Consider the following 24,349-nt stretch of genomic DNA (forward strand, 5'->3'; position numbering starts at 1 on the left):
TGTTGTCGTATGACCCGGCGCTAGGGGACCAAAGTATGACAGTGAGTGACATGCGTCACCGGGCGGTATAGAGCCGCAACCAAATCGATAGAAACAGGTTCTAACGTGGGTTGGGTTATGGGAGACACTCCGGTGCGCGCCGATCTCGCGCGGTCCTTACGGCTGTTCCGCGCCTTCCGCTCCGAACAGAGCGACGGGGACGCCTACTACACGACGCTGGCCGCCGACACCGCCGCCCAGCTCGTGGGGTACGCGGACCTGGACGGCCGGACCGTGCTCGACGTGGGCGGCGGCCCCGGCTACTTCGCGCGCGAGTTCCGGCGCAGGGGCGCGCGCTGCGTCTGCGTCGACGTGAACGCGGGCGAACTGGCGGGCGGCGGGCTGCTGGGCAGCGCGATGGACCTGCCGTTCCGCGACGGCAGCGTGGACGTCTGCTTCTCCTCGAACGTGCTGGAGCACGTGCCGGACCCGTGGCGGATGGCCGCCGAGATGGCCCGGGTGACAAGACCGGGCGGCCTGGTCTTCCTCGCCTACACGAACTGGCTGTCGCCGTGGGGCGGGCACGAGACGTCGCCGTGGCACTACTTGGGTGGGGAGTTGGCCGCCCGGAAATACCACGACAAACACGGCCAACCGCCGAAAAATCGGTACAAGGAGAGTCTGTACCCCGTCTCGGTGGCCGCAGGCCTCCGCTGGGCCCGAACCACCGCCGAGGTCGAGCTGGTGGACGCGATCCCGCGCTACCTGCCCTGGTGGTACCGCCCGATGCTGAAGGTCCCGATCGTCAGGGAGTTCGCAACGTGGAACCTGGTGCTCGTCCTGAGGAAACGCCCGTGAGAAAACCCCCCAAAGACAAACTGGTAGCCGGCCCCCCACCCCCACCTTCAACCCCGCCCCAATCCCAAGCCCCCCACTCACCCCCAAACCCCCACCCGCGACCGACCCCCGAACCCCCTACCAACCAGTCGGCACCCACCGCCGCACCCCACTCCCCCGCCGCACCCACCAACCAGCCGGCAAGCGGCAGCACGTCCGAAGGCTCCGCGCCTGCCAACTGGTCAGCAGGTGACGCAGCTCACCGGTCAGCAGGTGAGGCGGCTCCCCTTCCCCTCGCTCATGCCCCCGCCACCGCCTCGCCAGGGGGCGGCGCAGCAACCCCACACGGTCACACCACCAACCGGTCGGCAGGTGGGGGTGGGCGGGACGCGGCTCTGGATGGGATTCGGGGGTTGGCGGCGCTGGGGGTCTGGCTGTTGCATGTGGGAGGGAACACGGGGGTCATCTATCGGGATGGGATGTTCGCCTGGATGACCACGCGGCTCGGGATCGCGGTGCCGATCTTCTTTCTGCTTTCCGGGCTGCTGTTGTTTCGGCCTTGGGCCAAGGCCTTTGTCGAGGGGGCTCGGGCGCCTGGTACGCCGCGGTATCTGTGGCGGCGGCTTCTGCGGGTGTTCCCTGCCTACTGGCTGGTGACCGCGCTGGCGCTGTGGGCTTGGGGTTCGCTCGACGGGTACGGCTGGGCCACCTGGATGCTGATGCTCCAGAACTACACCGGCCAAGGTCAGGCCCCTGACGGGCTCTATCAGATGTGGACCATGCCGATCGAGCTGGCCTTCTATCTGGCTTTGCCGCTTATCGCCTGGTGTCTGGGGGTTTGGGCGCGGCGTGGGAATCGGGCGGTTCGGCTGTTGGGGGGCATCGCCGTACTGCCGGTGATCTCGATTGCCACGGTGGTGGCGGCGCATGTGTGGGATCAGCCGCAGATGGCCTTGTGGCTGCCGCATCACCTGATCTACTTCGCGGCTGGGATGGCCATGGCTGTTCTGTCGGTTTGGATCAAGGAGTCCCGGGCGCTGGACTCGCTGGCGCCGCAGTTGCTGGTGCTGGCGGTGCTGCTGTACGCGATGCTCAGTACGGAGCTGGCGGGGCCGCGTACGTTGACGTTGCCTTCGTTGTCGCAGTCGCTCTGGCGGATGATGTTGGAGACCGCGGTGGCGGTGCTGGTCGTGGCGCCGTTCGCGTTGGCGCCTCGTACCGACTCTTTGCGGCATCGGGTGCTGGGAAATCCCGTGTCGGCATACCTGGGGCGGATCTCCTACAGCGTGTTCCTCTGGCACGCGCCGGTGATCACTTTGTATTACAAGGTGACGGACGCGGAGCCGTTCAATGGGAACTTCTGGCCTGTCGCGACCTTCACGCTGATCGGGACGCTGCTGATCAGTGCGGGGAGTTACCACCTCGTTGAGGAGAACGCCCTGCGGCTCAGCGGGCTGCGGCGGCGAGCTCCTGCTCCACCACCGGGACCTCCGGCTCGGGAACCGTCCGGGGCGGCACGGTGACCAGGGCCCCGAACAGCGCTCCCATGGCGGCGCAGGCGATCAGCTGAGCCACCTGGTCGGTCAGGACCGGCAGATCGAGCCGGATCCCGGCCGCCACGGCCGCCGCCGCCAGCACGAACAGCACCGCTCCCAGCCACGGCGACGCCACAATCCTCGCGATCCGGCCGCCCCGGCCGTGGGTCGCCTCGGGTACCTCACCCGGAGCTGGGGCACCCGTGCCGGGCAAGGACGCGGAGACGGAGACGACGGCCGGACCGCGCAAGGGCACAGACGCCGGTGCGGTGGCCTGGGGTGTCGGGACGGGCGTGCTCTCAGGGCCGGGCGAAGGGGTTTGGGCCTGCGGGGACGGGACGGCGCCGTGGGCGGGCTTGGCGGGATGGCCGTGGGCGGGCGCGGGAGTGTGGGCGGGCGGCCGCGCGGAAGCGCCGCCATAGGCAGGCGTGGGGGTGTGGCCGGGTGGCGACGTGCGGTCGCTGCCGGGGGCGGGAGCGGGTGACGGCGTGGTAACTCGGCCGTAGGAGGGGGTGGGTGTGCGGGTCTGGGTTGTGGTGGGGTGGAGGCGGGTTAGGAGGACCAGGGCGGTTGTCGCCAGGACGGCGGCCATGCCGGGCCAGCTGGCCACCCAGCCGCCGAACGCCAGACCCAGCACGATCACGTACGGCACCCGCCACCGGTCCAGCCGCGACCGGTGAGCGGGCGCGGTCCGCAGGACATGCTCAGGACGTGGCCCACGCATGACGAGCGCCAGCAACGCGAGCCCCGCGATGCCCGCCAGCCCCGCCGCCAGCGCCAGCCAGTAGGTCCGGTCAGGCCCGTATGAGAGGCGTACGGTCCCGGTGGTGCCCGCGGGCAGTTCCCAGGCCTGCTTCCAGCCGTCGATCCGCACCGGCCGCAGTGTCTGGCCGTCGAGTTCGGCCCGCCACCCCTCGTTGAAGTTCTCGTTGACGATGAGGAAGGAGTCCTTGGGCGCGGTGACGCGTACCTCGCGCAGGGACGGCGTCCAGGTGCCCTGGACGGCGGCGCCGGCGACGGCGGGTGAGCCGGGCTGGAGCGAGCCGACCATCAGGCTGGACACCGCCCAGGGCTCCCAGCCGGGGATCCTGACACGGTTGGCGCCTGGGGAGATCGCGGCCTTGGCGCAGCTGACGAAGCGGACGGGCCGCTGTTCCAGCAGGTCGGCGTAGGTGCCGCTGACCTTGGTCTGGACCTGCTCGCCGTTCAGCTGAAGGGTGGGGCCCTGCCCGCAGCCCAGGCGGAACGGGATGCCCTCGGGGCGGCTGGCCGGGGTCACTCCGGGGATGATCAGCTCGGTCACCTGGAGGCGGCGGGAGGCGGCGAAGAAGCGGAGTTTGAGTGTGCGCGTGGTCATGGGCTTGAAGACCAGGTTGCCGCCGGCGTCGACGCGGGCGCCGCGGGTGGCGCCCTTGTCGCCGGTGACGATGACGTCCAGGGGTTCCTTGTCGCCGCCCGGCCGGGCGATCTGGATCCGGGAGAGCGTCTTCGGCTTCTTCCAGCCGATGGTCAGGGCGGGCTCGGCGTCGGGGCCGGCGGGGATCCAGGTGGTGCCGGCGTCGGCGTCGAAGGCGGAGCGGGGGGCGACGACCGGGTCCTTGCTGACCTGGGAGGTGCCTTTGACGGTGGGCAGGTCGTCGGTCAGGCGGGTGTAGCGGTCGACGAGCGCGGGGTCGCGCAGGACGGCGAAGCCGCTCAGCCCGCTCTTGGCGTCGTCGGCGGCGGTGAAGGTGCGGTCGAAGCCGGCCCCTTCCTCGCCGGGGCGTTCCAGGAGGGGGTTGCAGACCCAGCGGGCCTGGTTGCGCATGCAGCGGGGGCGTTCGTCGACGCCGCGGTCCATGACGTAGACGTCGCCGGTGGCCTGCGGCAGCCGGATGGTACGGCCGGGCAGCAGGCCGGGGATGGCGATCTCGCTGATGCCGACCCGCTCGACGAAGTTCCAGGAGCGGCTCGTGGTGGCGACGACCTTGATGCGTAGCCAGCCGGTGGCGCCGGACGGGACGCGCAGGCTCTGCGGGCTGTTGGTCTGCTGGACGTCCTGGACGATCCGCCCGTTCTCTGTCTCCACGGCCACGGTCTTGATGGACTGGCCGAGCAGCACGTTGTTGGTGAAGGTGACCTTCATGCCGGGCAGCGCGCGTTCGGCGGGGAAGTCGAGGCGCAGCCACTCGCCCACGGGCGGTTTCCAGCCGCTGGTCTCCCAGTTGGTCTCGTAGTCGCCGTCCAGGGCTGCCCACGGGCTGCGTCCCGAACTGCTGATGCCGGGTACGGCCCCGGCGTCGGCGGCGGAGGAGGAGGCGGTCACGGCGGAGACGCCCTCGTACTCGGCGGTGGCGGTGTCGTCCAGCCAGCCGTCTTCGAGCAGGTCGAGGGCGCGTACGCCGGTGAAGTCCTCGCGGTGGTCGGCGGTGAGCGTCTGGGTCCAGTTGGAGCGGATCTCGCCGAAGTGGCGCTCGCGCAGCCGGAGCGCGTCGCTGACCACGGTCGGCGCCTCGCGGGTGCCGGCGTCGCCGTTGACCAGGACGGGCGAGTCCCCCAGCAGGCCGAGGTCGCCCATGGACAACAAGGAATCCGGCCCACCGCGTACGGCCAGCGCGTCGCCGGCCGGAAGCACCCCGACCGCCCCTGAACTTCCCGACACCTCATACAGGTCCAGGGCGGGGAAGGGCCAGTCGACGGAGTTCTCGGCGTCGTCGGTCTTGGTGTCGCCGACCTCGCCGCCGAACGACTGCAGCCGGGTGATGCCGGGTGACTCGCGCAGCGCCTCGTAGATCCTGGAGGGGTAGGCGCCGGCGATGGCGGCCCGGTTCAGGTCGTTGCGGACGAGCAGGTAGCGCACGCCCATGCGGCGCAGGACCTCGGTCAGGCCGGGCGAGCCGTGCCCGGCCGCGAAGCGCTGGTCGACGGCGTCGAGCAGCCGGCTGAGCCCGATCGAGCCGGCCGCCGTCACCTGCCTGGTCGTCCAGCGGGCGGCGAACATGGGCTGCATGGGGTCGTCCATGGGCCGGCCCCACAGGTACTCGCCGAACTTGGCGCCGGGCACGACCAGGACGCCTTCGCCGCCGGCGTTCTCGTTGACCCAGGCGGCGGCCTGGCGCCAGTAGAGCGGGACCTCCTTGAAGTGCCCCGGAGCGCCCAGGCCCTGGTTGAACACGGGCAGCACCAGGCAGGCGAAGGCGGTCGCGGCCACGGCCTTGACCGGCACGCGGACCTTGAGCAGGAGGTGGGCCAGGCCGAGGGCGAGCGGCAGCCGTACCAGAGGATCGAATTTGCGCAGGTTGCGCAGCGGGGCCAGCGGACCGTCGAGCAGCCAGCGCACGGGCTCGGCGACGACGGGCTCCAGCGCGCTCATGTGGCCGGCGGTCAGCGCGGTCACGCCGACGAGGAAGAGCGCGATCACGAAGCCGCGCGCGGGCAGGTCGCGGTGGGCGAGGCCGGCCAGGCCGAGCGCGGCGATCACGCCGGTCACGACGATCATGAGCGCGGAGGTCGCGATGGCGAAGCTCGCGGGCTGGGTGTCCACGCCGTTGACGGTCAGGAAGCGCACCCAGTCGGAGGCGCCGCGCAGCACGTTGGTCAGCGAGGTGACCTGGGTGGTGGCGGTGGAGGTCTCGGTGTAGGGCAGGAAGGAGAAGGCGTACCGGCCCACGAGCAGCAGCGGCAGCCACCAGAACAGCGTGGCCACGCCCACCGCGCCGCTCCACCAGGCCAGCATGCGCCAGCGCGGGACGGGCTTGGGCCTGGTCACGATGTAGAGCACGGGAGCGATGAGCACGGCCAGCACGGCGACGGCGTTGACGCCGCCGCAGAGGGCGACGGCCAGGCCCGATCTGATCGCCGCCCTGGCCCGCTGGCCGGTCTCGGCGGCGGTCAGCAGCGGGAGCAGGATCCACGGCAGCATCGCGGCGGGCAGCCACTCGGCGGAGATCTCGCCGATGATCGACAGCACGCGGGGCGCGATCGCGTACGCCAGGGCGCCCGCGACACGAGTGCCGGGGTTGCCGATGCCGAGTTGCCTGGCCAGCCGTTCCACACCGAGGAACGCGACGCACATGAGCAGTGTCAGCCAGAGCCGCTGGGTGATCCAGGGGTCCAGGCCGAGCAGCTCGCCGAGGGCGAAGAACGGGCCCATGGGGAAGAGGTAGCCGGCGACCTGGTTCTGGAGCTGGCCGAAGTGCTGGAGGTCCCAGAGGTGGGCCAGGCGTTCCAGCCAGCCGACCGGGTTGAGCGCGAGGTCGATCTTGGTGTCGGCGATGATGTCGCCCGGACTGGTGGTGAACGCCAGGACGGCGAAGCCGAGGCAGCAGATCGCCAGCCAAAGCCGGTGCCTGGCCCGCCCGCTGACCGGGGTGTCGTTCACGACGGCTCCCAACCGAAGACCCGCATCGGAGCGACCGGACGGCCGAGGGCCAGCGTGGCCAGCCGTTCGGCGCTGTTGTCCCAGCGGAACCTCGACGCCCAGGTGCGGCAGCTCGCGCTCTGGGCGCCGTCGAGCTCGTCGAGCGCGGCGGCGATGCCCTTGGCCAGGTCGGCGCCCTCGGACACGAGCCAGCCGGTCTCGCCGTGGCGGATGGCGTCCCTGAGCCCGTCCACGTCGAAGGCGACCGTGGGCACGCCGAGCGCGGCGGCCTCCAGCACGCACAGTCCCCAGCCCTCGCCCTGGGAGGCGTTGACCTGCAGCCACGCGGTCGAGATGAGCCGTTCCTTCTCCTCTTCGGACACGTAGCCGTGAATGGTCACGCCTTCCGGCAGCCGCGCGCGCAGCCGTTCCTCCTCTGGGCCGCGGCCGACGATGTCCACGGTCAGCTCGGGCCAGCGTTCGCGCAGCTCGGGCACGGCGTCGAGCAGCAGGTCGACGCGCTTGTGCGCGACCAGCCTGCCCACGCAGACGAGCTTGGGCGTACGGCTGCGCGCCGCCCGGTGATCCGTGCCCGGTTCGACGCCGTTCGGGACGATGTCGATCGGGCCGTGCCAGCCGAGCCGTTCGCGCATGGCCGCCACCGTCGAGGGGGAGACCGCGACGCTGCGCCGCCCGCGGTAGGTCCAGCGCGAGGCCGGGCCCTCCAGGAAGCAGCCCAGCATGGCCAGCCACCGCGGCAGGTGCACGTCGAACTGCCGGTCGTGCACGTGGTGCACGACGCAGATCACTCTGGTACGGCGGCGCAGCACCCACGGCGTGAAGAACGGGATGCCGTTCTGGCAGTCGAGCACGACGTCGAACCTGTTCCTGCGGCGCAGCAGCCAGGCCAGCACCAGCGGGTAGACGGTGAACAGGCCGCCCATCCTGGCCAGCCGTACCCCGTCGACGGTCTGGTGGCGGGCCTGGCCGGGCGCGCGCGCCGTCACGAAGCTCACCCGCGCGCCCGCGCGGGCGAAGCGCCTGGCCATCTGCCAGGCGTAGGTCTCCGCGCCGCCGGCGGCCGGGTGCCACGGATCCCGCCAGTTGACGACGGCGACGCGTAGTCCTTCGAGTTCGGACGGGATCACGAATATCCGACGGGGTCGGGCGCGTGCTCCCACGCCGGGCGTACGACGCCGCGTGACTCGGCGCGCAGCCGCAGCCAGATCCCGCCGAGTTCGAGCAGGATCCCGGCGCTGTGGCGGGCCGGGGAGAAGCGCGATCCCGGCATGTCGTGCCATTGGATGGGGATCTCCATCGCCGCGGAGCCCAGCGCCGCGCACCGGGCGAGGAACTCCACGTCGAAGGCGAACCCGGGCGTGCGCATGCGTGCGGCCACCTCGCGGGCGAGCCGGCCGTCGAAGAACTTGAAGCCGCACTGCGTGTCGCTCACCCCGCGGACGAGACGGCGGGCGAGCGCGCGGAAGCCCACGGCGCCCAGTTCGCGGACACGGCTGTGGCGGTTCTCGACCTCGGAGAACGTGTGCGCCCGCGAGCCGACGACCACGCGCTCCCCGGAGAGCAGCAGACCGACGGCCACGTCGACCGCGTCGAGGTCGGTGGCCATGTCGGCGTCGCAGAACCCGACCAGCGGGGCCCGCGTCTCCAGTAGTCCCGCCCGCACCGCGGCGCCCTTGCCGGGGACGGGGCAGGCGATCAGGCGGACCGGAACCTCGCCCTCCGGCCACATCTTGACGATCTCGGCTGTGGTGTCCGTGCTGTTGTTGTCGACGACGATGACGGCGGCCGGGAACGGCATTTGGGCAAGCTTCGCGCACAGCTGCAGGAGGCCCCCGGGGAGTCGTCGTTCCTCGTTGTAGGCGGGGACGACGATCTCAAGCAGTGGTGTACGGCTTACCCGCGCGTCCCCTCGGCGGGACGGCGGCATGACGTGCGGCTTACCGGTCGCCGTAGTTGTAAAGCGGCCTGTTGACAGGTGTCGCGGTAGAACCCGTGAGCGAGACGGTTGTCACCGTCGTCACCAGAGCGGCCACGGCGATGCCGATGATCGCTGCTAAGAGGATCTTGATCACGGGGGGTTCCTCCTCTTGCGGGCTGTGATGTGGGGGCCGTCACAAACCTAGAACCAATTCTAGCTACTCGGAAGTAGCTAGACGGAATCTTAATATTCCGGACTTGTCTACCAGGGGTGTCAACCTCATCCGTAAACCCGGCGACGCCACTGCCCTTGACGGGTGAATGTCCAGGCCTGCACGCTGCCGGAGTACCAGATCCTCGCCGCGCTCGGACGATGAGGCGTTGCTGGCCGAACTGGCCGCCGCCCGTTCCCTGCGCCGGCTCGGAGCGGGAGACCCTGGAGGCCCTGCGAGCGGCGGGCTACACCCCGGCGCTGGAGGCCGAGAGCGAAGCCACCGTGCTGGAGCTGGACGAAGTTACCCGCGCGCCCAGGCGCTTCTCATAGCTCCAGGGCGTAGAGCCGCAGTTCCGGGCGGTCCATAAGGAGCCTGGCGCCGGGAAGATCCGGACTTCCGGAATCCACCACCACATACCGGATGCCCTCCTCGGCCAGCCGCCGCGGGTCGCCCAGCACCGCGGCGACCCGCTTCGCCCGCGCGTCCTCGGTGCCGACCACCAGATCACCGACCCTGACCGAGTCGTTGACCACCACCTCGCGGCCCGGCGTGGCGAAGAACCGCTGCGCCGGGTCGAGCACCGCCCGATCGCCGTTCCACGGAAAGCGCCGGTAGGACTCGAACGGCAGCACCAGCACATCGCCCTTCGCGGGGTCCCGGCCGATGATCTCGCGCGCCTCCACCCAGCTCAGCGGGTACGGCACCGCCGCCAGCGCACCCGAAGCCCCCCACGCCAGCGTCGGCACCACGGCCAGCGGCGCCAGCACCAGAGCGACGGCCCAGCGCGAGGTCACCCGGGCGGCGAGCATGCCCAGGCCGACGGCGGCCAGGAGGGCCAGCGGGGCGAGGTACTGCTGGGCGTCACGCAGGACAGCGAACCCGCTCCAGACCCCGATGAGCCACTTGAGCAGGTCCCTGCCGGGCCCGGTCACCCCGAGGCAGGCGATCAGGAACCCCGCGCCGGCCGCCACCGCCAGCCCCGGCCCGAACCGCGGCTTCGTGTTCCTGAGCGTCAGCCAGAAGCCCGCGATGCCGGCCAGGACCAGAGCCAGCCGGGCCGCCGCGGTGACCGGCTGGTCGAAGCCCGCGGGGACGGCCCAGGCGTTCCAGACGCCGCCCAGCGACAACAGGCTGACGACGGTGCCGAACGGCCCGTCGGCGCGGGCGGCGAAGGCGTCCACGCCCACCGGGTCGCCGGTCAGCCCGTCGGCCCGGGTCAGCGCGGTCACCAGCCAGGGCAGGCTGAAGGCCACCAGCAGCAACGCCACGCCTCCGGCCCTCTTCGACCGCTCCGCCGTACCGGAAGGCCCCGCCGTACCGGAAACGCCGGACGTGCCGGAGAGCGCGAGAGGGAGGGCCGCGACGGCGGTGACGATCATCGCGGCGAACCCGCCCACGGCGGCGGGCAGCAGCGCGACGGCGGGCAGCCGGCGGCGGGCCAGCGCCCGCACCACCCAGGGCAGCCCCGCGTACCCGAGCAGCAACGCCCACTGCCCCATGAGCAGCCGCTCGGCCACATAGGGGTTCCAGACGTAGAAGGCCCCCGCGACCAGCCGGGGCGCCAGCGCGGCCCCGGGCACCAGCAGCGCGGCCCCGGAACAGCCCAGGGCGAAGACGCCCAGCAGGACGAGCTTCTGCACCAGGTCGGCGGGCAGCACCTGGGCCAGCACCGTGACCACCAGGTCGCTGGGCACCGCGCGGGGCGAGCCGCCCGCCAGTCCGAAGGTGAACGGCGAGAAGGCCGGGTCGGGGACGAAGACCATGTCCTGGATGAGGATGTACCCGGGAGCGAGTCCTGGCCCGAGGCAGAGGGCGCCCAGGCCGGTGCCGAGCAGGGCGGCCCACCACCCATAGCGCGACACCTGCGGAAACATTCCGATATAACACCACATCACAACCGGACAACGCCCATTCCATCAGGATCAACGGCGTCGTTAGCCTTCATCCGTGACGGCGGCGAGCGAGACCGTGGTGGAGCCCAGGCAGTGGCTGCGCGGCGACGGCGTGCTCGCCGCGGCGATGGTCATGGTCGCCGTCCAGCTCGTCTGGAAGTTCGACCTGGTCCGCAGGACCTACTTCAGGCAGGACGACTTCACCTTCATCGCCCGCGGCCTGGAGAACGGTCTGACCTGGGACTATCTCATGCGCGCCGACTACGGGCACCTGATGCCCGGCCCGTTCGGCGCGCACTGGGCGATGGGCCGCCTCGGCGTCTACAACGACGTGCTGATGCACGTGGTCACCATCGTGCTCATGGGTGCGGCAGCGCTGGCCCTGCTGCGCCTGCTCTTCCTCCTGTACGGCTCCCGCCCCGCCATCCTGATCCCCTTCGCCTTCTACCTGCTCACCCCGATGACGATCTCGTCGCTGTCCTGGTGGGCGGTGGTGATCGAGACCCTCCCGTTCCAGGTCGCCCTGCCGATGGCCCTGGGCGCGCACATCCTGTACGTACGCACGCGGCGCTTCCGTCACGCCCTGGCCGCCGCCGGCTGGACCGTCTTCGCGATGGTGTTCTTCGTCAAGGCCCCGTTCATCCCGGTCCTGGCCTTCGTGATCACCGCGGGCTGGCTCGGCGGCATCCGGAAGTGGCAGTGGCCGGCCTGGGCCCTGTACGCCGCGATCGTGGCCGGGTACGCGGCGATCCTGTTCCCGGCCGTGTTCACCTCCGTGCAGCTCACCAACGACACGGTCCAGCCCAGCCTGCCCCCGCTCGCCGTGGCGGCGGCGTTCGCCTGGCGGTTGTTCTCCGGCTCGCTGGTGGCCTCCTCCCTGGGCGGCCCCTGGCGCTGGCACCCGATCGGCGACGACTACGCCATCGCCGCCACCCCCGACGCCGCCGTCTGGGCCGGGCTCGGCGCGGCCGCGCTGGTCGTGGCGCTGACCATCCGTTTCCGGCGGCGCGCGTGGCTGGCCTGGCTCATGCTGCTCGGGTACTTCCTGCTGGCCGACGTCGTCCCCGTCATGATCGGCAGGATCGAGCAGCTCGGGCCCGACCTCGGCGGCTTCGAGCTGCGTTACATCGCGCCCACGGCCTCGCTGACGGCCGTCGTGGTGGCGCTGGCCTTCATCCCGCGCGAGGGCGAGCGCCCGCTGCGGATCGTGTGGATCCCGCTGGCCGCCGTCTTCGCCGCGGGTTCGATCTGGTCCGTCACCCAGTACACGCGCCTGCCCCTCGGTGAGAACGTCAAGTCCTACATCGAGACCGGCCGCGTCGCCCTGCGCAGGGCGCCCGCGGGCCTCGTCGTCCTGGACACCCACGTCCCCGCCAAGGTCGTCTACCCGATCTTCTTCTACGACTACGCGCTGGCCTCCAAGGTCCTCGGCCCGATCGCCGCCCGCCCGGTCACCTGGGTCCGGCAGCTCGACGGCCCGCTGCGCAACCTGATGACCTTCGACGAGCGCGGACGGCTGCGCCCGGTCAACATCGAGGGCCTGACCGTCCCGGCCGGAACCGCCTGCCGCCCGATCGGCTCCGCCCCGGAACGTTTCCGCCTGCCGCTCCCCCTTCCGCAGGGCACCTGGACCGTGCAGGTCAGCTACCTCAACCCGCGCCCGGCCCGGCTGACCATCGGCGTCGGCACCGGATCGGCCGACGCGCAGACGGGCAAGGACCTCGGCTGGACGTACGCCACGGTGAAGGGCGGCGGGCAGGAGCTGACCATCCGCTCCCCCGACGGCGCCCGGCCCTGCGTGGGCGAGATCAGGGTCGGCGTGCCCATGCCCGCCAGGACCGGCAGCCCCATCCCCCTGCAGCCGGTCACGCCCTGACATTCCCGAATCGGCGCCGTCCCCCAAGATCAGTAAATAAGATCAAGTCACATGTCATTCCTTCAGAAGAGCCGCCGAACCGCCGCGGGGGTCGCCGCCGGCACCCTCTTCCTGAGCCTCACCACGATGCCCGCCCAGGCCGCGGAGAGCGGGCACGTCGCCCGCTTCCTCCAGCAGGCCATGGACCGGGCGCGCTTCCAGGAGGTGCTCGACCTGGCCCCGCCGGGGTCGTCCCAGGCCCGGGTGCTCGCCTCCTCCGCCGAGGAGAAGGAGGCCACGCCCGGTGACTACGCCCGCCTGTTCGCCTCGGCCGATCCCAAGCCGATCGTCCAGCAGCCGCAGCTCGACGTCACCGTCCTCGAACTCGACCGCCACGGCAGGCCGCTGTCGTCCGGCACCGTGCTGATGAGCCCGCAGCACCCGCGCGGCGTCGTCGTCCCCGTCGACAGAAACTTCCACACCAGCGCCGTGCGCTGGCGCCAGTGGGACGACAACGGCTGGTACGCCAACCAGGGCAAGGGCACCATCGACATCGTCCCGGGCCGTGAGCAGGCGCCCATCGACTTCATGTCGCCCTACCCCGCCTCCGTGCTGAAGCTGATGGTCGCCTTCGGCGTGCTGCGCCTGGTCGACAAGGGCACCATCGCGCTGGCCGACACCTACGACTACCGTCCCACCGAGACCAGCTCCCTGTGCCAGGGCGACACCAGCAACACGGTCGCCAACTACCTCGAAGCCTCCCTCACCTCCTCCAACAACCCCGCCACCTGCGCGCTCGTCAAGCTTCTGCACGACAAGGGCGCCGTCGACGAGCTCAACCAGACCTTCCAGGGCCTCGGCCTGGAGACGCTGCAGTTCAAGAACACCAACCCGGCCACCGGCGGGCGCTGGTCGAACCCCGTCACGATGAGCTCGCTCGACACCGCCAAGCTGCTCGCCCTGGTCAACGGCCTGCCCGGCAGGGCCTGGACGACTCCGGGCGGCAAGCCGGTGACCGAGACCGTGCTGAGCGCGTCCTCCCGCCAAGTGTTCAAGCGCCACCTCGCCGCCCAGGGCTGGAACGACATGCTCTCCTCGGCCAACCGGTGCGGCAGCGCGTACCCGGCCGCGGGCATCCCGCACGCCGTCGCGGACCGCTGGATCGGCGCCGACGGGACCGTCACCGTCGCCGGCAACAAGTTCGGCCGCGACGTCCGCCCCTGCAACGCCAAGGCGGAGGTGACCTACCTCCACAAGACCGGCTGGGTCGGCAACTCCGGCGCCGACGCCGGCATCGTCAGGTCGCTGCCCGGCAAGGACGGCAGGCACTACATCGTCGTCGCCCTGACCAACCTCGGCACCCAGTACGTGGACGCGGGCCGTCCGCCCGCCGAGCCCGGCCTCTTCCCCGTGACCTACACGGAGAAGCTCGCGCGGCTCGGCCGCGCGGTGGACAGCTACGAGGCGCGCCGCTGACCGCTCCGGGTACGGCCCGGCCGGGCCGTACCCGATCTCTGTCTAGCGGCCCGGCTCGGGGTCCCGGGGGAGGCCGAGCATGCGCTCGCCGATGATGTTCAGCTGCACCTCGGTGGTGCCGCCGTAGATGGTCATGGCCCTGGTCGCCAGCACGGCGCGGTTCCAGTAGCCGGCGTCGCCGAGCTTCATGTCGGCGGCGATCACGGCCTGGGCGCCGAGCAGGCCGACCGCGGTCTCCGAGACGTGCTGCGCGTGAGAGGTGGACAGCAGCTTGCGCACCGACGCGTCGGCGCCGGGTTCGCCTCCGGCCAGTTGCTTGAGCGTGACCCGCAGGGAGAGCGCGTTGATCGAGTGCCCCTCGCAGATGACACCGGCGAGCTCCACGGCCTCCACCGGGGTGAGGTCGCGGCCCAGGCGGGAGGTCAGGCCCAGCAGGTCGGACACGGACGAGCCGGTCCCGCCCGAGCCGGACGACAGCGAGACGCGCTCGTTGGACAGCGTGTTGCGGGCCACCCGCCAGCCGTTGTCGACCTCGCCGACCACCAGGTCGTCGGGGACGAAGACGTCGTCGAGGAAGACCTCGTTGAACAGGTTCTCGCCGGTCATCTCCGTCAGCGGCCGGACCGTGACGCCCGCGCCCTTCATGTCGACGAGGAAGTAGGTGATGCCGTCGTGCTTGGGCTTGGACGGGTCGGTACGCGCGATGCAGATGCCCCATTCGGCCACATGCGCGACTGAGGTCCAGATCTTCTGGCCGTTCAGGCGCCAGCCGCCCTCCACCTTCTCCGCCCTCATCTGCACGTTGGCCAGGTCGGATCCTGCGCCGGGCTCGGAGAACAGCTGGCACCAGATCATCTCGCCGCTGAGCGTCTTGGGCAGGAAGCGCTCCTGCTGCTCGGGCGTGCCGTACGTGGCGATGGAGGGCACCACCCACGCACCGATGATCATCTGCGGCAGCCTGACCTTGGCGGCCTTGAGCTCCTGCTGGATGAGCACCTGCTCCAGCGGCTTGGCGGCGCGGCCCCACGGCCGGGGCAGGTGGGACATCACGAAGCCCTGGCCGGCCAGCGCCCGCTTCTGCTCCTGTCCCTCCAGCTTCGCCAGCTCGGCGATCTCGGCGCGGATCGCGGCGCGCATCTCCTCCGCGCCCTCGGGCAGGTCGATCTCCATCTCGCGGGTGACGCCCTGCAGCGCCAGCGCGGTGACCGAGGCGGCCCACTCGGCGCTCGGGCCGAGCAGCGCGCGCAAGGAGAGCGCCCGGCGGTAGTACAGGTGGGCGTCGTGCTCGAAGGTGTAGCCGATGCCGCCGAAGGTCTGGATCGCGTCCTTGGCGCACTGGACGGCGGCGTCCGGGGCCATGACGCCGGCGATCGCGGCGGCGTACTCCAGCTCGCGGCCCTCCGCGCGGGTGGCGTCCCACACGGTGGCCCTGGCCTGCTCCAGCGCCACCAGCATGCGCGAGAGCTTGTGCTTGATGCCCTGGAACTGGCCGATCGGCCGGCCGAACTGCTCGCGTACCTTCGCGTAGCCGGAGGCGGCCCGCACGCACCACGACGCCAGGCCCGTGGCCTCGGCGCCCAGCAGGATGGCGGCGAGGTTGAGCACGTCGGGCCCCTCGACCCCGTCCAGAACCCGCTCAGCCGGTACGGCTGCCGCCGCCACCTCCACCTTGGCCACCGAGCGCGTGATGTCCAGCGACGCGACGGCCGTAACGGTGGCGGCGGAGGCGTCGAGCGCGATCCATTCCTCGCCCTCGCCGGTGGACACCGGCAGGACCAGGATGTCGGCCATCGCGCCGCCCAGGACGGGCTCGGCCGTTCCGGAGACGACGAGGGAGCCGTCGGCGGCGCGCTCGCCCGTCAGCGCGGAGCCGAGCGCGACGGCGCCGGTCAGCGTGCCGTCGGCCAGGCCGGACAGCAGCGCGTGCTGCTTGGAGGCGTGGATGACCGCGCCGGCCAGCACCGTCGGGACGTACGGCCCCGGCGCCATCCGCTCGGCCAGCGCCTCGACCGCGACGGCGGCCTCCAGCAGCCCGTAGCCGGAGCCGCCGTACTCCTCGGGCAGGTGCAGGCCCAGCAGCCCCTGCTCGGCCAGCCCCGGCCAGAACGCGGGGCGTTCCCCGGCGTCGGCTTCCGTGCCGGACCGCAGCAGCTCGGCGGGGATGTTGCGCTCCGCCCAGCCGGTGACAGACTCGCGGAGCGCCTCGTGCTCCTCGCTCAACCCGATCGCCATTACTCATCCTCCAGCGCGTCCCGTGCCATGGCAGAACCATATTCTAGAGGATGCTTCTGTCTATAGCGGGCGGACACCTTTCAGAAGTGTCGTCAGATCGCGCCACTGCGCCTTGCGGCCGTCGGCGACGGTCGCCAGCATCATCGCGGGCTTCGTCTTGCCCACCTCGACCACGGCCACCACCGCCTGCGAGGACTTGGCCCCATAGGTGACCTGGTAGCCGAGCAGCCAGCCCTTGCCCGTGGCCAGCGGCTGCGAGCCCGTCCAGGCCAGCGTCGAGCCCGCCGGGAACTGCGTGCGCAGCGACCAGCGCGCCGCCCGCACCGCCAGCTCGCGGTAGCCGGACTCCTCCTTGGGCTTGGCCTTGGGGGCCTCGATCGGGTACTTCGCCGAGACGATCATCGTGTACGGCTGCGCCACCTTGCCGATCCGCTGGGCCACGGTGTACGGCGCGTACGACTTGGACTGCCACGGCGTGCCGAGCCTGGGATACACGATGCCCGTCTTGGTGTCGGCCACCAGGCCGATCACGACCGCGGCCTTGCCCTTGTAGGCGGGGAAGGCCTTGGCCTCCGGGGCCGGAGGGAGGGCGAGCTCGGACGGGGAGGCCCCGGCCAGGCTGGCGGTCGAGGTGGCCCTGGCCGGGTTCGCGTCGGGGGTGTCGCCGGAGAAGAAGACGAAGATGAGCAGGACGGCGATGATCGTGGCGATGACGGCGCCGACCATGTAGACGACCCGGAAGGGGATCTCACTGACGCCCCGCTTGGGCGGGGGCGGGATCATCGGCATGCGCGGCGGCGACACGCGCGGCACGGTCACCGTCTCGACCGCGGCCTTGGACTTCTCGACCAGCCTTTCCGCCGGTCTCGCGGCGGGCTCCTCCACGGGCCTCGCCGCAGGCTTCTCCGTTGGCCTTTCCGCGGGCTTGGCCGCGGGCTTGATGACGGGGCGCCGGACGTAGGCCGTCGTGGTGTCGTCGACCTCGGGTTCTGGTTCCGGATCAGGTGCGGGCTCGTCGGGCAGGACGATCCTGGGCATCTGCACGGTGTCGTCGGGCTCGGCGTCGGCGGGCACGACCACCCGCTGGAAGGGGGTGGTCGGAGCATCGTAAGAGGGCACTTGGTCGCCGACGTCCGCCATGACGTCGAGGCTAGACGAGATTGAGACCATTCCCGGGACAGAATCAAATTCTGTAGTGTCGCCTGACATGAGGGGCTTTTACGAGATCGCCGCCGCCGACCCCGACCGTCCCGCCCTGCTGGGAGAGGGTCAGACCACCTACGGCGCCCTGCTCGAACGCGCCAACCGCTTCTCCCACGGCCTTCGCGCCGAAGGCGTGGACCGGGGCGACGCCGTCGTCAGCGTCCTGCGCAACGGCCTCGACGCCCTGACCATGATGCTGGCCACCTACCAGATCGGCGCCTACCACGTGCCGGTCAACTGGCACTACACGGACGAGGAGATCGACTACATCATCGCCGACTGCGGCGCCGTGGCCGTCTTCCGCGGCCCGATCGGCGACCGCTTCGACGCCCTGCCCGGCACCCCGCCCGAGCACCGCAGGGCCGGATCGATGATGCTCTACACCTCCGGCACCACCGGCCGCCCCAAGGGCGTGCGCAGGCGGCTGCTCGACCTCGCCCCCGAGGACGTCCACCCGATCCTGATGCGCAAGAGCTGGCGGCACTTCGGGCTGCCCGCGGACGGCGTGCACCTGGTCTGCTCGCAGCTCTACCACTCGGCCCCCTACGGCCAGGTCATGATGGCCCTGCAGTACGGCCACGCGATCGTGGCCCCGGATCGCTTCGACGCCGAGGGCACGTTGCGGCTGATCCAGGAGCACCGGGTGACGAACGCCTTCATGGTCCCGACCATGTTCCACCGGCTGCTGGCCGTACCGGATCGGGAGAAATACGATCTGTCCTCGCTCACCCACCTCTACCACGGCGCGGCCCCCTGCCCGCCCGCGACCAAGCAGGCGATGATCGACTGGCTGGGCCCGGTGCTGTGGGAGTACTACGGCTCCACCGAGGCGGCGGTCGCCACGATGGTCTCCTCGCGGGAGTGGCAGGAGCGCCCCGGCACGGTCGGCCGCGCGCTGGACGGGATGTCGTTCACGATCGTGGACGAGGACGGCGCCGAGGCCGCTCCCGGCGCGCCCGGCCTGGTGTACATCGGCGGCATCAACCGCTTCGAGTATCACGGCGACCCCGGGAAGACCGCCGCGGCCATGCGCGAGCGCGCCTACACGCCCGGCGACATCGGCTACGTGGACGAGGACGGCTACCTCTTCCTGCTCGACCGCAGAACCGACCTGATCATCTCCGGCGGCGTCAACATCTACCCGGCCGAGATCGAGGCGGCGCTCCTGGAACATCCCGCGGTGGCCGACGTGGCCGTGATCGGCGTGCCCGACCCCGAATGGGGACACAAGGTCGTGGCGCTCGTCCAGCCCGTACCCGGCGCGACCCCGGGCGAGGAGCTGACCGCCGCGCTCCTGGCCCACTGCGAGCCCCGGCTGGCCCGGCTCAAGCATCCCCGGCTCATCGAGTACCGGACATCTCTCCCCAGAACCCCCACCGGCAAGCTCAGCAGGAGCAACGTCAGAAGAGAGTATCTTTCCGCCTGACCTGGGAAGATACTCACGTATGAGGTTGATCGCGGCGGGTCTCGCCGTCGTTCTAGCCGCCGGGTGCGGCGCGTCCACACCACAGGGCACGGGTACGGCCACGCCGTCCGGCAGCCCGACCGGCGGCACCCCTCAGGCCGCCCAAGTGGAGTCCGGCTACGAGCAGGTCATCACCCAGGTACTGCCGTCCATCGTGCAGATCACCACCAAGGTGGGGCTCGGCTCCGGCGTCGTGTACGACTCCTCCGGCCACGTGGTGACCAACGCCCACGTCGTCGGCCAGGCCACCGAGATGGAGGTGTCCCTGGCCACCGGCGGCACCCCGCGCAAGGCCAAGCTCGTCTCGTCGTTCCCGGCCGGCGACCTCGCGGTGATCAAGGTGGAGGACCCCAACGGGCTGAAGCCCGCCACGTTCGGCGACTCCTCCAAGCTGCGCGTGGGCCAGCTCGTCCTGGCCATGGGCAACCCGCTCGGCCTGTCGGGCAGCGTCACCCAGGGCATCGTCTCGGCGCTCGGCCGCACGGTCAGCGAGCCGCAGAACCCGGGCTCGCCCGGCGCGACGATCGCCGGAGCCATCCAGACCTCGGCCGCGATCAACCCCGGCAACAGCGGCGGCGCGCTGGTCGACATGAACGGCCAGGTGATCGGCATCCCGACGCTCGCCGCCACCGACCCGGAGCTCGGCGGCGGCGCCGCACCCGGCATCGGCTTCGCCATCCCCAGCAACACCGCCGCCGACATCGCCGGCCAGATCGTCAAGAGCGGCAGGGTCACCAACAGCCACCGCGCGGCGCTCGGCCTCAGGGGCCGTACGGTCCTGGGCGAGAACGGGCAGCCCGTGGGCGTCGCGGTGGCAGGGGTGGAGCGCGGCGGCGCGGCGGCGAAGGCGGGCATCGACACCGGCGACGTGATCGTCTCGATCAACGGCAAGCCCACGCCCACCATGTCCGACTTGTCGGAGATTCTCACCACGCTCAAGCCGGGCGACCAGGTCAAGGTCGAGGTGATCCGCCCGGACGGCACCACCGAGACCGTGACGGCCACCCTGGGCGAGCTCAAGGCCTGAATGGCGGCGGTGGCCGGGCGTCGGTGCCGGGGTCGGCGGCCGTCCAGGAGGGCGGCGTTCAGGATCCGTACAGCCCGCGACGCCGCCGCGCCTCCCGCGCCAGCCCCTCCGCCTCGGTGAGGCCACGCTGATCGCCGAGCAGGACGAACTCTCCCGTGGCACGCTCAAGCCCCTCAACCGCCTCATCCACCTCGTCGAGGTCGAGATGTGCCTCGGCCATGGCGAGCAGGGCCTGCCCGGCGCCCTTGCGGTCGCCGAACGTCCGGAAGATCTCCAGGGCGGCGGCCGCGGCCCGGGGATCCGGCCGGCCTTCGGCGCGCGAGATCCGCGCCAGGACCAGGAGCCCGGCCGCCTCCGGCAGCCGGTCGCCGAGCCGCCGGTTGATCCGCAGGCGGCGCTCCGCGCACGCGCGCGCCTCCGGGAGCCTGCGCGCCGACAGGTGCAGGTTCGCCAGGTCGAGCAGCGCCTCGGCCTCGCCGCGCGGATCGCCCAGCGCCAGGTATCCGGCCAGGCTCTCCTCCAGCAGCCCCCGGTCGCCCTTCAGCGCGCCGAGCGCGCGCAGCGTGTCCGTCCTGCCGCGCTGGTCGCCCGCCTGCTCGAAGACGGCCAGACAGCGGGCGTACGCGCGCTCGTCACCCGTCACCAGCCCGAGCCTGAGCGTGACCCGGGCCAGTTCCAGACCCTCGACCAGCGGCTGGGCGGCACGCAGCGCGGCCGCGGCGGCCTGCGGGTCGCCCTCGATCCGGTGCAGGTCGGCCAGGCCGCGCAGCAGCAGAGCCTCGCCCTGCCGGTGGCCGGCCGCCCTGGCCGCGTCCAGTCCGGTGGCCGTCGACTGGTGCCAGTCGTCGTGGTGGGCGCCCAGCTCGTAGAACGGCGCCAGGTAGAAGGCCAGCCGCCAGGCGGCCTCGTGCAGCCCGGCGGCATGGAAGTCGGTCACGCACGCGGACAGAAACCCTCGCTCCGACCGCAGCCATCCCGCCGACTCGCGCAGCAGCGTGGTCTCCAGAACCTGCTCCTCGGTCAGCGCGACGGTCCGGCCGGAACCGGGCTCGGCGGGCAGCAGCAGTCGTCTGGCCCGTCTGGCCCGGTCGAGGATCTCCCCCGCCACTCCGGCCAGCACCTCGCGGCCCTCCGCGGCCAGGAGCTCGGCGGCGTAGAGGCGGGTGAGGTCGTGCCAGCCGTAGCGCTCCTGGCCGGACTCGTCGAGGCCGCGCGACCGCAGCAGTCCCGCCTCGGCCAGCGGCTCCAGGTCGCCGAACACCCATGGGGCGAAGTCCGGCGCCGACAGCGCGCCCAGACGGCGAAACAGCGTACGCTCCCGGTCGGCCAGCCCGTCGTACCCCAGCGCGAGACTCCCCCGCACCGCCAGGTCGCCCGCGCTCAGCTCGTCCAGGCGGCGCCGCGAGTCGCCCAGGCGGCCGGCCAGGTGTTCAAGCGTCCAGCCGGGCTTCCTGGCCAGGCGGGATCCGGCCACGCGCAGGGCGAGCGGCAGGTGCCCGCACAGCAGCGCGATCCTGGCCGCCGCCTGCGGCTCCGCCGCGACCCGCCGCCGTCCGGCGACGGCCGCGAGCAGGTCGAGCGCCTCCTGCGGGGAGAGCACGCCCAGTTCCCAGGCACGGGACGCCTCCAGCCCCGACAGGGACGAGCGGCTCGTGACCAGCGTCATGCTCCCGGCGCCCGTGGGCAGCAGCGGGCGTACCTGGGACTCGCCTGAGGCGTCGTCGAGCACGACGAGCAGCCGCCGCGACGCCGTCATACTCCGATAAAGCCGGATCCGCTCGGTCAGCGCGGCCGGAACCGCGCCCTCGGGACACCCGAGCGAGCGCAGCAGATCCTCCAGCACCGCCCCGGGCGCACGCTCGCGCAACGTCGCGAACAGCACCCCGCCGGTGAACTCGCCGCCCGCCGACGCCGCGGCGTGCACGGCGACCGCGGTCTTCCCGCACCCCGGCGCCCCGTGCACCACCAGGTGAACCGGCGCGCCACCCGCCGCGGGCACCGCCTCGCCGATCCACCGCAGCACCTCCGCCCGCCCCGTGAAGTCCGCGATGTCGGGTGGCGTCTCCTTGGGCGCCCGCACGGACGGCTCCCGCCCGGCCAGTACGTCCGCGTGCGCCTGCCGCACCTCCGCGCCCGGCTCCAGGCCGAGCTCGTCCACCAGCACCCGCCGGGCCTCCTGATAGGCCTCCAGCGCCTCGGATCGCCGCCCCGCCAGCCGCAGCGCCGTGATCAGCTGGGCCCAGGCCCGCTCACGCAGCGGGTAGGCGCCGACCAGCGCCCGCAGTTCGCCGACCACCTCACCGCCGCGCCCCAGCAGCAGGTCCAGCTCCACGCGCTCTTCGAGCGCCCGCAACCGAAGCTCCTCCAGCGGTACGGCATGCGCCCGCCGCAACCGACCGGAATCCACATCCGCCAGCGCCGGCCCACGCCACAGCCCGAGCGCCGCCCGCAGGTGATCGGCCGCCTGGGCCAGGCTCCCCGCCTCCCTGGCCCGCCGCCCCCGCTCCACCAGCCGCTCGAACCGGTGCCAGTCGACCCGCTCCGGCTCGACCGCCAGCAGATACCCACCGGGAACCGTCCGGATCCCGTCGACGACCTTGCGCAACGCGCTCACGTACACGCGCAGCACCGACTCGGCCGACGCGGGCGGCTCGCCGTCCCACACGAGCGCCATGAGCCGCTCGATCGGCACCATCCGGCCGGGCGACAGCAGCAACGCGGCCAGCAGCGCACGATGCTTGGCCGGACCGGGCGGCGGCGCGCCGTCCGGCAGCATGAGCGGCCCCAGCACCCCGAAGGCCACGGCGTCGCTCACGGCTCGACCGGCTCCAGCGTGAACGCGCTGAACCGCACCCGCATCGCCCGTTCACCGGACGGCGCCGCGTGCACGCCCGCCACCCTGTTCAGATACGCCTGGTTCGTGTCGCTCACCTCGCCGACCTTGCGGTCGTTGACCCACATGCCCAGGGCGGCCTTGCCGCTCTCCCGGGTGCACCGGGCAGTGACACGGGTCTCGGCGGTGGTCCTGACGCGGGCGGGGCCGTACAGGATGGCGGGTTCGGCTCCCGCGCGGCGCTTGACGATCGTGGCCTGCCCCGCCGCGCTCACCGAGAACTCGTAGCGGTCGCCCGCCCGCTCCGTCCCGTGGCACCACACGCCGAACTCGCCCGCGCCCTCCTCGACCTTCGCCCGCGCGCTGACCGTCACACCTCGCTCGGGCTCCTCCCTGGGCGCCGACTTCCACAGCCGCCACCCCGGCCTGGCCGTCAGCACGTACGCCGCGCCGTCCACGCGCGCCTCGCCGCCCTGCGACGCCCCCACCTCCCAGGCCTCACCGAAGCCCGCCTGATAGGGCCACTTCTCCCCCAGCACAGCCGGTACGGCCACCGCCGCCCCACCCGCGACCAGCACCGCCAGCCCACCGGCCAGCCACCACTTCCACCGCCCGCGACGGGCCGGCGGCTCCCGAACCGTCCATGTGCGCTCCACCACCTGGCTGGCCTCGGCCGGAGCCGAGCTCCGCGTCCCGACCAGCGCGTCCAGCAGCTGCTGGGCCGTGGGCCGCGCGGTGGGGTCCTTGGCCAGCGCCCACTCCACGAGCCCGCGCATGCGCTCGTCGAGCCCGTCGAGGTTCGGCCCCTCGTTGACGATCCGGTACAGCACCTCGTGCGGCACCCCGCCGCCGAACGGCAGCCGCCCCGTCCCGGCGAAGGCGATCACGCCGCCCCACGCGTAGACGTCGGCGGCGGGCGTCACCGGCTCGGCCCGTACCTGCTCGGGCGCCATGAACGCGGGCGTCCCCAGAACGGCCTGGCTGACCAGGCTCTGCGCGTCCACGAGCTGGGCGATGCCGAAGTCGATCACCCTGGGCCCGAGCGGCGACAGCAGCACGTTGGACGGCTTGAGGTCGCGGTGCACGACTCCGGCCCCGTGGATCGCGCCCAGGGCCGTCGCGATGCCGACCGCGAGCGCCTCCAGGTTCGAGCCGCCGAACGCCCCCTGGTCGCGTACGGCGGCGGCCAGATCGGGGCCTTTCACGTACTCGGTGACCAGGTAGGCCGTCTCCCCGTCCAGCCCCGCGTCGATGACCGGGGCGGTGCAGAACCGGGCGACCCTGCGCGCCGCGGCGACCTCCCGCTCGAACCGCCGCCGGAACGCCGCTTCCCTGGCCAGCTGCGGATGGATCACCTTCACCGCCGCCATGCCGCCCGTGGGCCCGGTGGCCAGGTAGACCTCGCCCATGCCGCCCCGCCCGAGCAACCGCCGCAGCGTGTACCCGCCCACCACCCGTTCCGTACCGTTCATCGCAGGACACACATTAGCCAGATACCGCCTTTGCCGGACGCTCCGCACGTG

At 71.9% G+C, this 24,349-nt stretch carries 16 protein-coding genes; 7 read left to right on the forward strand and 9 right to left on the reverse strand.

Annotation, left to right across the window (positions count from 1 at the left end; translation table 11 throughout):
• The first annotated feature begins 117 nt into the window (after positions 1 to 117).
• Complete coding sequence (locus ACIBHY_RS29260; protein ID WP_397252013.1) at positions 118 to 837, forward strand: class I SAM-dependent methyltransferase; 720 nt, start codon at positions 118 to 120, stop codon at positions 835 to 837.
• Positions 834 to 2,339 carry an acyltransferase family protein gene (locus ACIBHY_RS29265; protein WP_397308294.1) on the forward strand — a complete coding sequence of 502 codons (1,506 nt, stop codon included), beginning with the start codon at positions 834 to 836 and terminating at the stop codon, positions 2,337 to 2,339. The genes ACIBHY_RS29260 and ACIBHY_RS29265 overlap by 4 nt, the downstream gene beginning before the upstream one ends.
• On the opposite strand, the gene ACIBHY_RS29270 is transcribed toward ACIBHY_RS29265, so the two are convergent.
• The 4 genes from ACIBHY_RS29270 to ACIBHY_RS29285 are packed head-to-tail and all read right to left on the reverse strand — an operon-like array spanning position 2,263 to position 8,783.
• Complete coding sequence (locus ACIBHY_RS29270; protein WP_397308295.1) at positions 2,263 to 6,711, reverse strand: alpha-(1->3)-arabinofuranosyltransferase family protein; 4,449 nt, start codon at positions 6,709 to 6,711, stop codon at positions 2,263 to 2,265. The genes ACIBHY_RS29265 and ACIBHY_RS29270 overlap by 77 nt on opposite strands.
• Positions 6,708 to 7,838: a glycosyltransferase family 4 protein gene (locus tag ACIBHY_RS29275; RefSeq protein ID WP_397252016.1), complete on the reverse strand. Its 1,131-nt coding sequence runs from the start codon at positions 7,836 to 7,838 to the stop codon at positions 6,708 to 6,710. Before ACIBHY_RS29275 ends, ACIBHY_RS29270 begins: the two co-directional genes overlap by 4 nt.
• Entirely contained in the window at positions 7,835 to 8,638 is an 804-nt protein-coding gene (locus ACIBHY_RS29280; RefSeq protein ID WP_397308296.1) for a glycosyltransferase, read from the reverse strand. Before ACIBHY_RS29280 ends, ACIBHY_RS29275 begins: the two co-directional genes overlap by 4 nt.
• 10 nt (positions 8,639 to 8,648) lie before the next feature.
• The gene (locus ACIBHY_RS29285; protein WP_281395023.1) at positions 8,649 to 8,783 is read right to left on the reverse strand and encodes a hypothetical protein; all 135 of its coding nucleotides are present in this window, start codon (positions 8,781 to 8,783) and stop codon (positions 8,649 to 8,651) included.
• A gap of 218 nt (positions 8,784 to 9,001) precedes the next feature.
• Here ACIBHY_RS29285 and ACIBHY_RS29290 point away from each other — a divergent pair, with 218 nt between their 5' ends.
• The gene (locus tag ACIBHY_RS29290) at positions 9,002 to 9,172 is read left to right on the forward strand and encodes a hypothetical protein (RefSeq protein WP_397252018.1); all 171 of its coding nucleotides are present in this window, start codon (positions 9,002 to 9,004) and stop codon (positions 9,170 to 9,172) included.
• Here the strand turns inward: ACIBHY_RS29290 and ACIBHY_RS29295 are convergent.
• On the reverse strand, positions 9,167 to 10,717 hold the full coding sequence (locus tag ACIBHY_RS29295; RefSeq protein WP_397308297.1) for a hypothetical protein: 1,551 nt from the start codon (positions 10,715 to 10,717) through the stop codon (positions 9,167 to 9,169). The genes ACIBHY_RS29290 and ACIBHY_RS29295 overlap by 6 nt on opposite strands.
• Before the next feature lie 73 nt (positions 10,718 to 10,790).
• Between ACIBHY_RS29295 and ACIBHY_RS29300 the strand changes: the two genes are divergently transcribed.
• Entirely contained in the window at positions 10,791 to 12,611 is a 1,821-nt protein-coding gene (locus ACIBHY_RS29300) for a hypothetical protein (RefSeq protein WP_397308298.1), read from the forward strand.
• Positions 12,612 to 12,662: 51 nt separating this feature from the next.
• Positions 12,663 to 14,066, forward strand: a complete 1,404-nt coding sequence (locus ACIBHY_RS29305; RefSeq protein WP_397308299.1) for a serine hydrolase — start codon at positions 12,663 to 12,665, stop codon at positions 14,064 to 14,066.
• A 42-nt stretch (positions 14,067 to 14,108) separates the two neighbouring features.
• On the opposite strand, the gene ACIBHY_RS29310 is transcribed toward ACIBHY_RS29305, so the two are convergent.
• Together ACIBHY_RS29310 and ACIBHY_RS29315 are read right to left on the reverse strand one after the other, a co-directional pair.
• Positions 14,109 to 16,298, reverse strand: a complete 2,190-nt coding sequence (locus tag ACIBHY_RS29310; protein ID WP_397308300.1) for an acyl-CoA dehydrogenase — start codon at positions 16,296 to 16,298, stop codon at positions 14,109 to 14,111.
• Positions 16,299 to 16,358: 60 nt separating this feature from the next.
• Positions 16,359 to 17,438 carry a hypothetical protein gene (locus ACIBHY_RS29315; protein WP_397308301.1) on the reverse strand — a complete coding sequence of 360 codons (1,080 nt, stop codon included), beginning with the start codon at positions 17,436 to 17,438 and terminating at the stop codon, positions 16,359 to 16,361.
• Positions 17,439 to 17,505: 67 nt separating this feature from the next.
• Between ACIBHY_RS29315 and ACIBHY_RS29320 the strand changes: the two genes are divergently transcribed.
• Positions 17,506 to 18,927 (forward strand): AMP-binding protein, encoded by a 1,422-nt coding sequence (locus tag ACIBHY_RS29320; protein ID WP_397308302.1) that lies wholly within the window; start codon positions 17,506 to 17,508, stop codon positions 18,925 to 18,927.
• A 19-nt stretch (positions 18,928 to 18,946) separates the two neighbouring features.
• Entirely contained in the window at positions 18,947 to 19,993 is a 1,047-nt protein-coding gene (locus tag ACIBHY_RS29325; RefSeq protein ID WP_397252026.1) for a S1C family serine protease, read from the forward strand.
• A gap of 58 nt (positions 19,994 to 20,051) precedes the next feature.
• Here ACIBHY_RS29325 and ACIBHY_RS29330 read toward each other — a convergent pair whose 3' ends face one another.
• Together ACIBHY_RS29330 and ACIBHY_RS29335 are read right to left on the reverse strand one after the other, a co-directional pair.
• On the reverse strand, positions 20,052 to 22,808 hold the full coding sequence (locus ACIBHY_RS29330; protein ID WP_397308303.1) for a BTAD domain-containing putative transcriptional regulator: 2,757 nt from the start codon (positions 22,806 to 22,808) through the stop codon (positions 20,052 to 20,054).
• Complete coding sequence (locus ACIBHY_RS29335) at positions 22,805 to 24,298, reverse strand: serine/threonine-protein kinase (protein WP_397308304.1); 1,494 nt, start codon at positions 24,296 to 24,298, stop codon at positions 22,805 to 22,807. Before ACIBHY_RS29335 ends, ACIBHY_RS29330 begins: the two co-directional genes overlap by 4 nt.
• Positions 24,299 to 24,349: the final 51 nt, after the last annotated feature.

Origin of the sequence: Nonomuraea sp. NPDC050547 (assembly GCF_044457345.1) — a bacterium.
GTDB lineage: Bacteria > Actinomycetota > Actinomycetes > Streptosporangiales > Streptosporangiaceae > Nonomuraea.

Bases quoted from the DNA above. Each gene is read 5' to 3' on its own strand.
- ACIBHY_RS29260 (WP_397252013.1), top strand. From the start codon at position 118: ATGGGAGACACTCCGGTGCGCGCCGATCTCGCGCGGTCCTTACGGCTG.
- ACIBHY_RS29280 (WP_397308296.1), bottom strand. From the start codon at position 8,638: ATGCCGCCGTCCCGCCGAGGGGACGCGCGGGTAAGCCGTACACCACTG.
- ACIBHY_RS29290 (WP_397252018.1), top strand. From the start codon at position 9,002: ATGAGGCGTTGCTGGCCGAACTGGCCGCCGCCCGTTCCCTGCGCCGGC.
- ACIBHY_RS29295 (WP_397308297.1), bottom strand. From the start codon at position 10,717: ATGTTTCCGCAGGTGTCGCGCTATGGGTGGTGGGCCGCCCTGCTCGGC.
- ACIBHY_RS29305 (WP_397308299.1), top strand. From the start codon at position 12,663: ATGTCATTCCTTCAGAAGAGCCGCCGAACCGCCGCGGGGGTCGCCGCC.
- ACIBHY_RS29310 (WP_397308300.1), bottom strand. From the start codon at position 16,298: ATGGCGATCGGGTTGAGCGAGGAGCACGAGGCGCTCCGCGAGTCTGTC.
- ACIBHY_RS29315 (WP_397308301.1), bottom strand. From the start codon at position 17,438: ATGGCGGACGTCGGCGACCAAGTGCCCTCTTACGATGCTCCGACCACC.
- ACIBHY_RS29320 (WP_397308302.1), top strand. From the start codon at position 17,506: ATGAGGGGCTTTTACGAGATCGCCGCCGCCGACCCCGACCGTCCCGCC.
- ACIBHY_RS29325 (WP_397252026.1), top strand. From the start codon at position 18,947: ATGAGGTTGATCGCGGCGGGTCTCGCCGTCGTTCTAGCCGCCGGGTGC.
- ACIBHY_RS29335 (WP_397308304.1), bottom strand. From the start codon at position 24,298: ATGAACGGTACGGAACGGGTGGTGGGCGGGTACACGCTGCGGCGGTTG.